11 protein-coding genes are annotated in these 14,639 nt (G+C 65.5%); all 11 read left to right on the top strand.

The annotated features are described in order from the left end of the window. The first annotated feature begins 107 nt into the window (after positions 1-107). Positions 108-1,367 (top strand): MFS transporter, encoded by a 1,260-nt coding sequence (locus RT697_RS01465; protein ID WP_239212686.1) that lies wholly within the window; start codon positions 108-110, stop codon positions 1,365-1,367. A 26-nt stretch (positions 1,368-1,393) separates the two neighbouring features. Beyond that, complete coding sequence (locus RT697_RS01460; protein WP_313696668.1) at positions 1,394-2,779, top strand: NarK family nitrate/nitrite MFS transporter; 1,386 nt, start codon at positions 1,394-1,396, stop codon at positions 2,777-2,779. 208 nt (positions 2,780-2,987) lie between these two features. Then, positions 2,988-6,731, top strand: coding sequence for a nitrate reductase subunit alpha (locus RT697_RS01455; RefSeq protein WP_313696667.1), 3,744 nt, complete (start codon positions 2,988-2,990; stop codon positions 6,729-6,731). Continuing rightward, positions 6,728-8,293, top strand: coding sequence for a nitrate reductase subunit beta (gene narH / locus RT697_RS01450; RefSeq protein WP_313696666.1), 1,566 nt, complete (start codon positions 6,728-6,730; stop codon positions 8,291-8,293). The genes RT697_RS01455 and narH overlap by 4 nt, the downstream gene beginning before the upstream one ends. A 15-nt stretch (positions 8,294-8,308) precedes the next feature. After that, a complete protein-coding gene (gene narJ, locus RT697_RS01445; RefSeq protein ID WP_313696665.1) occupies positions 8,309-8,956 on the top strand; it encodes a nitrate reductase molybdenum cofactor assembly chaperone in 648 nt (215 codons plus the stop codon). A gap of 18 nt (positions 8,957-8,974) precedes the next feature. After that, positions 8,975-9,658 carry a respiratory nitrate reductase subunit gamma gene (narI, locus tag RT697_RS01440; RefSeq protein WP_056561744.1) on the top strand — a complete coding sequence of 228 codons (684 nt, stop codon included), beginning with the start codon at positions 8,975-8,977 and terminating at the stop codon, positions 9,656-9,658. Positions 9,659-9,680: 22 nt separating this feature from the next. Continuing rightward, entirely contained in the window at positions 9,681-10,442 is a 762-nt protein-coding gene (locus RT697_RS01435; protein WP_175183638.1) for a peptidylprolyl isomerase, read from the top strand. Beyond that, entirely contained in the window at positions 10,439-11,437 is a 999-nt protein-coding gene (gene moaA / locus RT697_RS01430; RefSeq protein WP_313696664.1) for a GTP 3',8-cyclase MoaA, read from the top strand. The genes RT697_RS01435 and moaA overlap by 4 nt, the downstream gene beginning before the upstream one ends. Before the next feature lies 1 nt (position 11,438). Next, the gene (locus RT697_RS01425; RefSeq protein WP_313696663.1) at positions 11,439-12,104 is read left to right on the top strand and encodes a carbonic anhydrase; all 666 of its coding nucleotides are present in this window, start codon (positions 11,439-11,441) and stop codon (positions 12,102-12,104) included. Next, positions 12,101-12,598 carry a molybdopterin-guanine dinucleotide biosynthesis protein B gene (gene mobB, locus RT697_RS01420; RefSeq protein ID WP_313696662.1) on the top strand — a complete coding sequence of 166 codons (498 nt, stop codon included), beginning with the start codon at positions 12,101-12,103 and terminating at the stop codon, positions 12,596-12,598. Before RT697_RS01425 ends, mobB begins: the two co-directional genes overlap by 4 nt. Positions 12,599-12,691: 93 nt before the next feature. Continuing rightward, a complete protein-coding gene (locus RT697_RS01415; RefSeq protein WP_313696661.1) occupies positions 12,692-14,629 on the top strand; it encodes a type IV pili methyl-accepting chemotaxis transducer N-terminal domain-containing protein in 1,938 nt (645 codons plus the stop codon). Positions 14,630-14,639: the final 10 nt, after the last annotated feature.

Genomic DNA, 14,639 nt, shown 5'->3' with positions numbered 1-14,639 from the left:
CTAGGCACTTCGGAAATGGCCCTTTGGTCGGCTGGGGAATGGTGAGCGAAGGGTGGCCTCCTTAGGCTACCCACATACGCATTTGTCAGCAAAAAGCGAGACCAACCATGGCAGCACATCAATCCTCGGCCGGCGCGCCGATGCGGGTCCTGATATCCAGTACGTTTGCCTTCACCATCTGTTTCGCGGTGTGGATGATCTTCGCCGTGCTGGGTATTCCCATAAAGACCCAGCTCGGCCTATCTGAAACGCAATTCGGCCTGCTGGCCGCCATGCCGGTCCTGACCGGCTCCCTCGTGCGGGTGCCGCTGGGCATCTGGACCGACCGCTACGGCGGCCGCCCCGTGTTCTTCGTGCTGATGCTGCTGGCCGTCGTGCCGATCTGGCTGCTGTCGTACGCCACGGAATACTGGCAGTTCCTGGTGCTGGCGCTGTTCGTCGGCCTGACGGGCGGCTCGTTTTCGGTGGGCACGCCCTACGTGGCCCGCTGGTTCCCGCGCAACAAGCAGGGCCTCGCCATGGGCGTGTTCGGCGCCGGCAACTCCGGCTCGGCCATCACCAAGTTCGTGGCGCCCGCGCTGATCGCGGCCGCGGCCGGGTCCTGGGTCATCGTGCCGCAGGTGTACGCCGTGGCGCTGCTGGTCACCGCGATCCTGTTCTGGATGTTCTCGTCGTCCGATCCCTCACACCGCGTTGCCGGCGGCGCATCGTTGTCGGCCCAGTTCGCCATGCTGAAGGACCCGCGCGTCTGGCGCTACTGCCAGTACTACTCGGTCGTGTTCGGCGGCTATGTGGCCCTGGCTCTGTGGATGACCAAGTACTACATCGGCGAGTACGGCTTCGACATGAAGCTGGCCGCGCTCCTGGCCGCATGCTTCTCGCTGCCCGGCGGCGTGCTGCGTGCGGTGGGCGGCTGGATCTCCGACCGCTACGGCGCCTACAAGACCACGTGGTGGGTGATGTGGGTGTGCTGGGTCGCGTTCTTTCTGCTGAGCTACCCGCAAACCGAATTCACCGTCATGACCGCCGGCGGCCCGCGCTCCTTCGGCATCGCCCTGGGTCCGGTCACCTTCACCATCCTGCTGTTTATCGTCGGCATCGCCATGGCGATCGGCAAGGCGTCCGTCTTCAAGTTCATTTCCGACGAGTTCAGCGACAACATCGGCGCCGTGTCCGGCATCGTCGGACTGGCCGGCGGCCTGGGCGGCTTCATTCTTCCCATCATGTTCGGGGTCCTGCTCGACCTGACCGGCATCCGCTCCAGCGCCTTCATGCTGCTGTACGGCACCGTCTGCGTCTCGCTCATCTTCATGCACTTCAGCTTCCGGCCCGAAAGCGCGGCCATCGCGCGGCAGCAAGCCGCCTGACCCACCCACCATCCTGAGAGAACCTCATGTCCACTCAAGTCCTTGCGCGCTGGGAGCCGGATAATCCCGGCTTCTGGAAACAGACCGGCGCGCGCGTCGCCAACCGCAATCTGTGGATCTCGATCCCGGCGCTGATGCTGGCGTTCAGCATCTGGATGCTGTGGAGCGTGGTCGTGGTCAACCTGGACCGCGCCGGCTTCATGCTGTCCAAGAACCAGCTGTTCTGGCTGACGGCGCTGCCCGCGCTGTCGGGCGCCACGCTGCGCATCTTCTACTCGTTCCTCGTGCCCGTCTTCGGCGGGCGCAAGTGGACCGCCATTTCCACCGCCTCGCTGCTGATTCCGGCGCTGGGCATGGGCTTCGCGCTGCGCGACCCGACGACCTCGTTTCCGACGCTGTTGATCCTGGCGCTGCTGTGCGGCCTGGGCGGCGGCAACTTCAGCTCCAGCATGGCCAACATCAGCTTCTTCTTTCCCAAGGAAAAGAAGGGCCTGGCCACGGGCCTGAACGCCGGCATCGGCAACCTGGGCGTGTCGCTGGTGCAGTTCGTCGTGCCGGTGGTCATCACGATGGGCGTCTTCGGCGTCGCCGGCGGCGAACCCCAGGTCATCAACGCCAATGGCACGCAACAGAACCTGTGGCTGCAGAACGCGGGCTTCATCTGGGTGGTCCCCATCGCGCTGGCGTCCATTGCCGCGTGGTTCGGCATGAACGACATCGCCGATGCGCGCGCCTCGTTCGCCGATCAGGCCGTCATCTTCAAGCGTAAGCACAACTGGCTGATGTGCTGGCTGTACGTCGGTACGTTCGGGTCTTTCATCGGCTTCTCGGCGGGCTTCGCGATGCTGACCAAGACGCTGTTTCCCACGGTCAATCCCATGGCGTACGCCTTCCTCGGGCCGTTGGTTGGATCGCTGACCCGCCCCGTGGGCGGTTGGGTGTCCGACAAGCTGGGCGGCGCACGCGTCACGCTGTTCACCTTCGCGGCCATGATCGCCGCGGTGGCAGGTGTCATGGTGTTCCTGCCGGGCGACGGCCGTCTGGGCGACTTCAACGGGTTCCTGGCCATGTTCATCGTGCTCTTCGCGCTGACCGGCCTGGGCAACGGCTCGACGTTCCGCATGATCCCCGTGATCTTCCTGCGCGAACGCACGCAGGCCGCGCAGGGCAAGGGCCCGGCCGCGCAAAAGCAGGCCATGGCGGAAGCGGCCAAGGAATCGGCGGCCGTGCTGGGCTTCTCCGGCGCCATCGGCGCCTATGGCGGCTTCTTCATCCCGCGCAGCTTCGGCACGTCGCTCGACATGACGGGCAGCGTCCAGACCGCGCTGGTTTGCTTCATCGGCTTCTACGCCACCTGCATGGTGATCACGTGGTGGTACTACGCGCGCCGCAACGCGCCCGTTCCCTGCTAAGCGTCTGTCGGGGCCGGCCTGTGCGCGCGGCCTGCGCAGCCCGGCCGGCGCGGCACGACTAGTTCGGCCTGCTTCGATAACTAGTCACTCTGCCGAACCCGGGTTGTGCCACCGGCGAATGGTCCGCCAGACAGCCCAGACCTAAAGTTGCTTCAACAGCATTGATCGCAGTACGCGCCGGCCAGGCCGGCGTTCTTGGAGAAACACAATGAGTCATTTTCTGGACCGGTTGAAGTTCATGTCGCGGGTGAAGTCCACCTTCGCGAACGGTCACGGCGAAACCGTCAACGAGGACCGCAAGTGGGAGAACGCCTACCGCGCCCGCTGGCAGCACGACAAGGTGGTGCGTTCCACCCACGGCGTGAACTGCACCGGCTCCTGCTCCTGGAAGGTCTATGTCAAGAACGGCCTGATCACCTGGGAAACCCAGCAGACCGACTACCCCCGCACCCGTCCCGATCTGCCCAACCACGAGCCGCGCGGCTGTCCCCGCGGCGCCTCGTACAGTTGGTATGTGTACTCGGCGCAGCGCGTGAAGTACCCCATGATCCGCGGCCGCCTGATCGAAATGTGGCGCGAAGCCCGCAAGACCATGGACCCGATCGCCGCCTGGGAATGGATCAGCCAGGATCCCAAGCGCGCCAAGCGCTACAAGTCGGTGCGCGGCCTGGGCGGCTTCGTCCGCGCCGATTGGGACACCGCCACCGAAATCATCGCCGCCGCCAACGCGCTCACCATCAAGAAGTACGGTCCCGACCGCGTGATCGGCTTTTCGCCGATTCCCGCCATGTCCATGGTCAGCTACGCCGCCGGCGCCCGTTACCTCAGCCTCCTGGGCGGCGCCTGCCTCAGCTTCTACGACTGGTACTGCGATCTTCCCCCCGCCAGCCCCCAGATCTGGGGCGAACAGACCGACGTTCCGGAATCTGCCGACTGGTACAACTCCACCTACCTGATGGTCTGGGGCTCGAACGTCCCGCAGACCCGCACCCCCGATGCGCACTTCTACACTGAAGTCCGCTACAAGGGCACCAAGACCGTGGCCGTGTCCAGCGACTTCGGCGAAATGGTCAAGTTCGGCGACATCTGGCTGGCCCCCAAGCAGGGTACCGACGCCGCGCTGGCCATGGCCATGGGCCACGTCATCCTCAAGGAATTCCACCTCTCGGGCAAGTCGGCCTACTTCACCGACTACGTGCGCCGCTACACCGACATGCCGATGCTGGTGCAGCTCAAGGAGCGCGACGGCTTCTACGCGCCTGACCATTTCCTGCGCGCCTCGCAGCTCGACAACGGGCTCGGCGAACAGAACAACCCCGACTGGAAGACGCTGGTGCTGGACGAGTCCACCGGCGATCTGGTGGCGCCCAACGGCAGCATCGGTTTCCGCTGGGGCGAGGGCGCTGTCAACGACGGCGAAAAGGTCGGCCGCTGGAACCTCGAATCCAAGGACGGCGGCTCGGGCCGCGAAATCGTCCCCACGCTGACCCTGCTGGGTCAGTCGGACGACGTGGTCGGCGTGGGCTTCCCGTACTTCGGTAGCGAACACGACGAACTCCTGGTGCGCAACGTGCCCGCCCGCCGCATCCGTCTGGCGGACGGCACCGAGGCGCTGGTCGCCACCGTGTACGACCTGCAGATGGCCAACTACGGTCTTGACCGCGGCCTGGGTGGCGGCAACGTCGCGTCGTCGTACGACGACGACGTTCCCTACACCCCCGCCTGGCAGGAAAAGCACACCAGCGTGCCGCGCGCACAGGTCATTCAGGTGGCGCGCGAATTCGCCCAGAACGCGCACGACACCGAAGGCAAGTCCATGGTCATCGTCGGCGCCGGCCTGAACCACTGGTACCACATGGACATGATCTACCGCGGCATCATCAACATGCTGATGATGTGCGGTTGCGTCGGCAAGAGCGGCGGCGGCTGGGCGCACTACGTGGGCCAGGAAAAGCTGCGCCCGCAGTTCGGCTGGGCGCCCCTGGCCTTCGCCTCGGATTGGGTCCGCCCGCCGCGCCAGATGAACGGCACCTCGTTCTTCTACGCCCACACCAGCCAATGGCGCCATGAAAAGCTGAACGTGCAGGAAGTGCTCGGCCCCACCGCCGACCGCGCCAAGTACGGCGAACTCAGCATGATCGACCTGAACGCCCGCGCCGAGCGCATGGGCTGGCTGCCGTCGGCGCCGCAACTGCGCACCAATCCGCTGGACGTGGTGGCGCAAGCCGACAGCCTGGGCAAGGACCCCGTCGCCCACGCGGTCGAACAGATGAAGTCGGGCGAACTGCGCATGTCCTGCGAGAACCCCGACGATCCCGCCAACTTCCCGCGCAACATGTTCGTGTGGCGCTCCAACATCCTGGGCTCCAGCGGCAAGGGCCACGAGTACTTCCTGAAGTACCTGCTGGGCACGCAGAACGCCGTGTTCGGCGACGAAGGCGATGCCATCAAGCCGACCGAAGTCACCTACGAGGAAGACGCGGCCGAAGGCAAGCTGGACCTGCTGACGGTGCTGGATTTCCGCATGAGCACCACGTGCCTGTACGGCGACATCGTGCTGCCCACGGCCACCTGGTACGAAAAGGACGACCTCAACACGTCCGACATGCACCCCTTCATCCATCCGCTCAGCGAAGCCGTGCAGCCGCTCTGGGAAAGCAAGACCGACTGGGAAATCTACAAGCTGCTGGCCAAGAAGTTCACCGACATCGGCGGCCCGTACCTCGGCAAGCGCCGCGATCTGGTGCTGACCCCGCTGATGCACGACACCCCGGGAGAGCTCGGCCAGGCCTTCGAACCCAAGGACTGGAAGCTGGGCGAATGCGACCTGATCCCCGGCAAGACCGCGCCGTCCATGACGGTGGTCGAACGTGACTACAACGACATCTACCGCAAGTTCACGTCGGTGGGTCCGCTGCTGGACAAGCTGGGCAACGGCGGCAAGGGCATCAACTGGAACACGCAGCACGAGGTCCACGAGCTGGCCGGCATCAACGACAGCGTCACCGAAGCCGGCGTCAGCCAGGGCCGTCCGCGCCTGGACACCGCCATCGACGCGGCCGAAATGATTCTGACCTTCGCACCGGAAACCAACGGCCACGTCTCGGTCAAGGCCTGGGAAGCGCTGGGCAAGATTACCGGACGCGACCACACGCACCTGGCGGTCGGCCGCGAGCACGACAAGATCCGCTTCCGCGACATCCAGGCCCAGCCGCGCAAGATCATCTCGGCGCCCACCTGGTCCGGCCTGGAAAGCGAAGAAGTCAGCTACAACGCCGGCTACACCAACGTCCATGAACTGATCCCATGGCGCACCCTGACGGGCCGCCAGCAGTTCTACCAGGATCACCGCTGGATGCTGGACTTTGGCGAAGGCTCGTGCGTGTACAAGCCCGCCATCGACACCAAGACGGTTGCGCCCATGTTGGGCAAGTACCCGAACGGCGAAAAGGAACTGGTGCTGAACTGGATCACGCCGCACCAGAAGTGGGGCATCCACAGCACGTACTCGGACAACCTGCGCATGCTGACCCTGAGCCGCGGCGGCCCCCACGTGTGGGTGTCCGAGGCCGAGGCCAAGCAGGCCGGTCTGGTCGACAACGACTGGGTCGAAGTGTTCAACGTCAACGGCACGCTGACCGCCCGGGTGGTCGTGAGCCAGCGCGTTCCGGTCGGCATGTGCCTGATGTACCACGCACAGGAAAAGATCGTGAACGTGCCGGGCGCTGAAACCAGCGGCAAGCGCGGCGGCATCCACAACTCGGTCACGCGCACGGTGCTCAAGCCCACGCACATGATCGGCGGCTACGCCCAGCAGGCCTACGGTTTCAACTACTACGGCACCGTGGGCGCCAACCGCGACGAATTCGTGGTCGTGCGCAAGATGAAGAAGGTGGACTGGCTGGAAGGCCCGCTCGTCGAAGAACTGCAACAAGAAGAGAAGCAATCATGAGGATACGCGCCCAAATCGGCATGGTGCTGAACCTGGACAAGTGCATTGGCTGCCACACTTGCTCGGTCACCTGCAAGAACGTCTGGACCAGCCGCGATGGTGTCGAGTATGCCTGGTTCAACAACGTGGAAACCAAGCCCGGCATCGGCTATCCGAAAGAATGGGAAAACCAGGAAAAGTGGAAGGGCGGCTGGAGCCGCACGGCCGCCGGCAAGCTGGAACCGCGTCAAGGCGGCAAGCTGCGCATCCTGGCCAACCTGTTCGCCAACCCGAACCTGCCCGCCATCGACGACTACTACGAGCCGTTCACCTTCGATTACGAGCACCTGAAGAACGCGCCGCTGTCGCAAACGCCGCCCACCGCGCGTCCGGTGTCGGTGCTGACGGGCAAGAAGATGGAAAAGATCCATTGGGGCCCGAACTGGGAAGACGACCTGGGCGGCGAATTCAGCTCGCGCAGCCGTGACGCCCTGTTTGAAGGCGTGCAGAAGGAGATGTACTCGACCTTCGAGAACACCTTCATGATGTACCTGCCGCGCCTGTGCGAACACTGCCTGAACCCGGCCTGTGTCGCCAGCTGCCCGTCCGGCTCCATCTACAAGCGCGAAGACGACGGCATCGTCCTGGTCGACCAGGACAAGTGCCGCGGCTGGCGCATGTGCATCTCGGGTTGCCCGTACAAGAAGATCTACTACAACTGGAACAGCGGCAAGGCCGAGAAGTGCACGTTCTGCTACCCGCGCATCGAGGCCGGCCAGCCGACCGTGTGCTCGGAAACCTGCGTGGGCCGCATCCGCTACCTGGGCGTGCTGCTGTACGACGCCGACCAGATCGAGAACGCGGCGTCCACCGCGAACGAGCAGGATCTGTACCAGTCGCAGCTCGACCTGTTCCTGGACCCGCATTCGCCCGAGGTGATCGCCGCGGCGCGCGAGCAGGGCATCCCGGAATCGTGGCTGGAAGCCGCGCGCAACTCGCCCGTCTACAAGATGGCCGTTGAATGGAAGGTCGCCTTCCCGCTGCATCCGGAATACCGCACGCTGCCGATGGTCTGGTACATCCCCCCGCTGTCGCCCATCCAGACGGCCGCTGAATCGGGCAAGATGCCCCAGCGCACCGTGGGCAAGAGCGGCATGATCCCGGATGTGTCGACCTTGCGCATCCCCGTGCGCTACCTGGCCAACCTGCTGACCGCCGGCAAGGAAGCGCCGGTGCTGCAGGCCCTGGAACGCATGCTGGCCATGCGCGCCTTCAAGCGGTCCGAGACCGTCCACGGCGAACGCGACACGGTGTTGCTGGACCAGGTCGGCCTGACCGAGGAAACGGTGCAGGACATGTACCGCATCATGGCCATCGCCAACTACGAAGACCGCTTCGTCGTGCCCAGCAGCCACAAGGAAGTGGTTGAGGACAGTTTCAACGAGAAGGGAAGCTGCGGCTTCACCTTTGGCAACGGCTGCTCGGGCGGCGTGTCGGAAGGCACCCTGTTCGGCCGCAAGCCGCAGGGCAGCGAAATCTTCATCGAGATGCCCAAGTCGCGCAAGAAGGCCGTTTCGGCCTGAGGAAAGGAAAACATCATGAGCCTGTACCGACTGCTTTCCGCCATGCTGTGCTACCCCGAGCCGGAGCTGCTGGACTATCTGGGTGAACTGGAAGAGGCCCTCGCGGCCTATCCGGACGCCGAGGAAACCCTGCAGCCCCTGGTGAGCTACCTGGCCTCCAACGACCTGATTCCCTTGCAAGAGAACTACGTCGCCACCTTTGACCGCAACCGTTCGCATTCGCTGCACCTGTTCGAGCACGTGCACGGCGAAAGCCGCGATCGCGGCCAGGCGATGGTGGACCTGCTGGAAACCTACCGCGCCCACGGCTTCGAGCCGATGGTGTCCGAACTGCCGGACCATGTGCCCCTGTTCCTGGAGTTCCTGGGGGTCATCGATCCCGACACGGCCCAGGAACTGCTGGACGAAGCCATCCACGTGCTGGCGGCCATCGGCGCGCGGCTGGCCAAGAGCGAAAGCTCCTATGCCTGCGTCTTTGCCGTGCTGCGCGCTCAGTCCCGCGTCATTCCGCGCGTGCAGACCGAGGCGCCGGTGCGCGACATGGACGAGGCAATGGAGGCCTTCGGGGCCGGCCCGGACGGCGTGGAACCGCTGCTGCGGCCGTTCTCGGGGGGCGGCGCACAGCCCGTGCACTTCCATCCCCGTTCCGCCGCGACTCATTAATGCCCAGGACGACGCATCATGAACTCCCTGAACCAGTTTCTTTTCGGCATCTATCCGTACATCGCGCTGACCATCTTCCTGCTCGGCAGCCTGGCGCGCTTTGAACGCGAGCAATACACCTGGAAGTCCGACAGCTCGCAACTGCTGCACCGCGGCCAGTTGCGGCTGGGCAACATCCTCTTCCACATCGGCATCATCGGCCTGTTCTTCGGCCACATGGCCGGCCTGCTGACGCCCGTCGTCGTGTGGGACACGCTGGGTGTCTCGCACTCGCTCAAGCAGATGGTCGCCATGGTGGCCGGCGGCGTGATGGGCGGGCTGTGCCTGATCGGCCTGCTCATCCTGATCCACCGCCGCCTGACCGATCCGCGCATCGCGCACGCCACGCGGCCGGGCGACAAGATCCTGCTGCTCTGGATCCTGGTGACCCTGCTGCTGGGCCTGTCCACGATCGTGCTGTCGGCCGGCCACATGGACGGCGAAATGATGGTGCACCTGATGACCTGGGCGCAGCACATCGTCACGTTCCAGGGCGACGCCGCCAGCTACATCGCCGGCGTGCCGCTGCTGTTCAAGGCGCACCTGTTCATGGGCCTCACGCTGTTCGTGATCTTCCCGTTCACCCGCCTGGTGCACGTCTGGAGCGGCTTTGCGTCGATCGGCTACCTGGGCCGGGCCTGGCAACTCGTCCGTCCTCGCTGATCCACCGTCTTAGGAGCCGAACATGCCTGTCATCGTCAATGGCGTCGAACTGAACGACGCGGATCTGGAACGTGAACTGCCCTTGCACGCCGAGGCCGGCAATCCCATGCGCGAGGCCGTCACGGCCCTGGTGCTGCGGCGCGTCCTGCTGGACGAGGCCGGCCGGCAAGGCCTGGATGTGTCCGACGAGGAAAGCGCCATCGGCGCCTTGCTCGCCAGCCAGGCCCCCGCGCCCGAAGCCGACGATCAGGCGTGCCGGCGCTTCTATCAGATGCACCCCGAGCGCTTCATGGTGGGTGAACTGGTCGAGGCCGATCACATCCTGTTCCAGGTCACGCCCGACGTGAACCTGGACATGCTGAAGGCGCATGCCAATGTGGTGCTGACCGAGCTGTTGGCCGATCCCTCGCGGTTTGCGGAAGTTGCCCGCGAGCAGTCCAATTGCCCGTCCGCCGCCGTCGGCGGCAATCTGGGCCAGCTCGGGCGCGGCGACACCGTGCCGGAGTTCGAACGCGCGGTGTTCGCGCTGCCTTCGGGCGGGCTGCTGCCGCAGCTGCTGCAGACGCGGCACGGGCTGCATATCGTGCGCGTCACGCGCCGCGTCGAGGGCCGCCTGCTGCCGTACGAACACGTCGCAAAGCAGATTGCCACGGCGCTCACCACCATGAGCCGTGACACCGCCTGGCGGCAATACACCAAGCTGCTGGTCGGGCGCGCCAAGATCTCCGGCATCGATCTGGACGACGGCGAACCCGAACGGGTGTTCGCCGGGAGCGCCGCATGATGGACGAGCCAGCCCCTGCCGTATTGGCGGACGGCTTCGGCCGTCGCATCGACTATCTGCGGGTCTCGGTCACCGATCGCTGCGACCTGCGGTGCAGCTACTGCCTGCCCAAGGGCTTCAAGGGCTTCGAGACGCCGGCCAACTGGATGTCCCACGACGAAATGGCCCGGCTGGTCGGGTTGTTCGTGGGCCTGGGCGTGGCCAAGGTCAGGCTGACTGGCGGCGAACCGCTGCTGCGCAAGGGTGTGGCCGGGTTGGCCGCCACCATCGCCGCCATGCCCGGGCTGCGCGATCTGTCCGTGTCCACCAACGCCACCCAGCTTGTGCGCCATGCGCAGTCGCTGCGCGCGGCCGGGGTAAGCCGGCTGAACATCAGCCTGGACACGCTGGACGCCGCGGCGTTCTCGCAGATCACCGGGCGCGACTGCCTGGATTCGGTGCTGGCCGGACTGGCGGCCGCGCGGCAAGCGGGCTTTTCCCCCATCAAGCTCAACAGCGTGGTGCACGCCGCCACGCCCGAATCCGAAGTCCGCCGCCTGCTGTCCTATGCGGTGGAGCAGGGCTTCGTGCTGCGTCTGATCGAACCCATGCCGATGGGCGAATGCGGCCGCGGGTTCGCGCATACCGACCTGAATGCGATGGGCGCACGCCTGGCGGCCGATGCCGGTCTGGTGCCGTCGCTGGCGGAATCGCGCAACGGCCCGGCGCGTTACTGGACAAGCGGGCAGGGCGCGCCCGTGCTGGGCGTCATCACGCCCATGTCGCGCCATTTCTGTGCCACCTGCAACCGCGTGCGGTTGGGCGTGGACGGCACCTTGTATCTGTGCCTGGGCCAGGAAGACCAGGTGCCGCTTGGACACCTGCTGCGCGCGGGCGCCAGCGACGCCGAGCTCGTCCAGGCCATCCGGGCAGGCATCGCGGCCAAGCCGGAGCGCCATGACTTCAACGCCCGGCCCGAACGCATCGTGCGCTTCATGGCGCAAACGGGAGGCTGACATGCAAGACCTTGAACGACTCGTCGGCGGCTTCCAGCGCTTTCAGCAGCAATACTACGAAGACGCACCAATGCTGTACCGCAATCTGCGCGATGGCCAGCATCCCAGCACGCTGCTGATCGGCTGTTGCGATTCGCGGGTGGATCCGGCCATGCTGCTGGGGTGTGATCCGGGCGACATCTTCACCGTGCGCAACGTGGCGAACCTGGTGCCGCCGTGCAGCAAGGACCGGGGCCTGCAGGGCGTGCTGGCGGCTATCCAGTTTGCGGTCGAGCAATTGCAGGTCAGCCGCATCATCGTGCTGGGTCACGCGCAATGTGGCGGCATCCGCGCCCTGATGGAGCGGGGCATCCGCCGCGACGGCGAAACCGACTATCTGGGACGCTGGATGGACATTGCCGAACCGGCGCGCGAGCAGGTGCTGCGGCAGATGCCGGATGCCTCGAAAGAAGAGCGCCGGCGCGCGTGCGAACAGGCTTCCATCCTGATTTCGCTGCGCAATCTTGAAGATCTGCCGTTCGTGCGGCGGGCGGTCGACGCGGGCAGCCTGTCGCTGCATGGCTGGTATTTCGACCTGGTGGCGGGCGCTTTGCTGGCATACTCCCCGCGGGCAGACACATTTCTGCCCATCGTATGTCCCTTGCTGACGGAACCCGCCCTCGTATGACTCCCGTATTCGGTATCGCCGGCCGCTCAGGCAGCGGCAAAACCACCCTGATCGAAGCCATGCTGCCGCTGCTTGGCGCGCGCGGACTGCGCGTGAACGTGATCAAGCACAGCCATCACGACTTTCAAATGGAACCGCCGGGTAAGGACAGCGCGCGGTTCCGCACCGCAGGCGCGCAGGAAGTCATGATCGCCTCGCCATACCGGTACGCCATCGTGCACGAACTGCGCGACGCGCCGGAACCCACGCTGGAGGCGCAACTGGCGCGGCTGTCGCCTGCGGACCTTGTGCTGGTCGAAGGTTTCAAGCAGGCGGCGATTCCGCGCATCGAGGTCTACCGCCCGGCGCTGGGCAAGCCGCCGCTGCACACGGAAGACCCTTCATTCCTGGCGGTCGTGACCGATGCGCCGCTGGACATCGCCTTGCCCTGCCTGCCGCTGAACGAACCTGCCCAGGTTGCGGATTTTCTGTGCCGCACGCTTGGACTGCGTTGATCTCGTGAGTTACGGAATGGGCACGCGCGCGCCGGATTGCCGGCGGGAAGCGACTACACTGACACCCGAACTGCGCTCCCAGCCCCGACATTCATGAAGTCCACCGATACCGCTGCCCAAACCGACGCGCTGCCATCGCCCCGGCACCGGCTGTCCACGCGCATCGTGGCAAGTTCACTGCTGGCGCTGATCGTCGTGCTGTCCATGGTCAGCTGGACGCTGTGGCTGTCGTGGCAACTGGAAGGCGCGGGCGCCGCCATCAACGATACCGGTAGCCTGCGCATGCGGGCCAATCGCGTCGCCGTCGAGCTGATGCGTCCGCAAGCCGGCCGTGAAGTGCGCACCACCGAACAGATCGCGATCCTGGACGAAACCATCGCCCGGCTGGCGCGGGGCAATCCCGCTCGGCCGCTGTTCATCCCCAACGACAACGCCATCCGCGCCCAGTGGCACGACGTGGCCGCGTATTGGCGCGACATCATGAAGCCCGCGGCCTTGCGCTCCATCGGCCAGCCGGATGCATCAAGCTACCTGGAAACGTTGCCCGAGTTCGTGGCCCGCGCCGATACGCTGGTGCGCATGATCGAACAGGACAACGCCGGCAAGACGACGTCGCTGCGGCTCTCGCAGGGCGTGCTGGCGGCGATTGCCAGCGCGGGTACGTTGGCCATGATCTACCTGTTGTACCTGTGGATCATCTCGCCGGTGTTGCGCCTGCGCGATGGCCTACAGCGCATGGCCGACCGAGAATTCAGCACCCGCCTGCCCGTGGAAAGCCAGGACGAGTTCGGCGTGCTGGCCCGCGGCTACAACCGCATGGCCGACGAACTGCAAGACCTGTACACCAGCCTGGAGCAGCGGGTGGAGCAGAAGACGGCGCAGCTTGCTGCGCAGAACCGCGACATCGGCGCGCTGTACGACATGGCGGCGTTCCTGAACCAGCCCAACGAGATCGAAGCCATGTGCGATGGCTTCCTGCGCCGCGTCATGCTGCAGTTCGATGCGGACGCCGGCAGCATCCGCGCGCTGGATCCCAACAACGAAAAGCTCAACCTCGTGGTGTCGGTGGGTCTGTCCAACGAATTGGTCGAATCCGAACACTGCATGAAGGTCGATGACTGCTATTGCGGCGTGGCCACCCGGCAGGCCGGCGTCATCGTGATCCAGGACTTCCGCCAGTCGCCGCCGGACCTGGACCTGAACTGCCAGCGCGACGGCTTTTCCAGCGTGGCGGTGTTCCGCATCGTGACGCGCGACGAGGTCCTGGGGTCGTATTCGCTGCATTTCCGCACGCAGCGCCGGCTGGCGGCGTCGGAGTCGCAATTGCTGGAAACGCTGGGGCAGCACCTGGGCGTGGCGCTGGACAACCGGCGCCTGAGCGCGCAGGCTCGCCAGTTGGCCGTGGTGCAAGAGCGCGGCCTGGTGGCCCAGGGCCTGCACGACAGCCTGGCGCAAGGGCTGAACTTCCTGAACCTGCAACTGCAGATGCTGGATGCCGCCATCAAGCGCGGCGACGAAGAAGAGGTCAGCGAAATCCTGCCGCTCTTGCGCACCGGCGTGGACGAAAGCTATCAGGACGTGCGCGAGCTCCTGACCAACTTCCGCAGCAAGCTGTCGCAGGGCGACCTGCAGGCAGCCATCGAAGACACCGTGGCGCGTTTCCGCCGCCAGACCGCCATCGAAACCGACCTGACATTCAGCCAGGGCGAAGGCGCGCCGCTGCAGCCCGAGCAGCAACTGCAGGTGCTGTTCATCCTGCAGGAAGCGCTGTCCAACGTGCGCAAGCATTCCGAAGCCAGCCGCGTGCGCATCGCCGTGGAGAACGGCCGGGACTTCACCCTGCTGATCGCCGACGACGGGCAGGGGTATGATCCGGCCGACGTCGCCGAGCGCGGCGAATCCCATGTCGGCCTGCACATCATGCGCGAGCGCGCCGCCCGGATGCGCGCCGTGATAAAACTCGAATCGCAGCCCGGCGCCGGCACGCGCGTGGCGCTCACCCTGCCTGGCGCCGAACGCCAGGCCGCCTGACATCCTTGCC

This window comes from Achromobacter sp. (assembly GCF_032113835.1).
Taxonomy (GTDB): Bacteria; Pseudomonadota; Gammaproteobacteria; order Burkholderiales; family Burkholderiaceae_B; genus Achromobacter.
Note: the sequence above shows the minus strand (reverse complement) of the source record. Positions and strands in the feature narration are given on the sequence as shown.

What these genes read in the sequence shown, in the direction of transcription:
- narI (WP_056561744.1), top strand. Translation starts at nt 8,975, where the DNA reads ATGAACTCCCTGAACCAGTTTCTTTTCGGCATCTATCCGTACATCGCG.
- RT697_RS01415 (WP_313696661.1), top strand. Translation starts at nt 12,692, where the DNA reads ATGAAGTCCACCGATACCGCTGCCCAAACCGACGCGCTGCCATCGCCC.
- RT697_RS01455 (WP_313696667.1), top strand. Translation starts at nt 2,988, where the DNA reads ATGAGTCATTTTCTGGACCGGTTGAAGTTCATGTCGCGGGTGAAGTCC.
- narJ (WP_313696665.1), top strand. Translation starts at nt 8,309, where the DNA reads ATGAGCCTGTACCGACTGCTTTCCGCCATGCTGTGCTACCCCGAGCCG.
- RT697_RS01465 (WP_239212686.1), top strand. Translation starts at nt 108, where the DNA reads ATGGCAGCACATCAATCCTCGGCCGGCGCGCCGATGCGGGTCCTGATA.
- RT697_RS01435 (WP_175183638.1), top strand. Translation starts at nt 9,681, where the DNA reads ATGCCTGTCATCGTCAATGGCGTCGAACTGAACGACGCGGATCTGGAA.
- moaA (WP_313696664.1), top strand. Translation starts at nt 10,439, where the DNA reads ATGATGGACGAGCCAGCCCCTGCCGTATTGGCGGACGGCTTCGGCCGT.
- RT697_RS01425 (WP_313696663.1), top strand. Translation starts at nt 11,439, where the DNA reads ATGCAAGACCTTGAACGACTCGTCGGCGGCTTCCAGCGCTTTCAGCAG.
- narH (WP_313696666.1), top strand. Translation starts at nt 6,728, where the DNA reads ATGAGGATACGCGCCCAAATCGGCATGGTGCTGAACCTGGACAAGTGC.
- RT697_RS01460 (WP_313696668.1), top strand. Translation starts at nt 1,394, where the DNA reads ATGTCCACTCAAGTCCTTGCGCGCTGGGAGCCGGATAATCCCGGCTTC.
- mobB (WP_313696662.1), top strand. Translation starts at nt 12,101, where the DNA reads ATGACTCCCGTATTCGGTATCGCCGGCCGCTCAGGCAGCGGCAAAACC.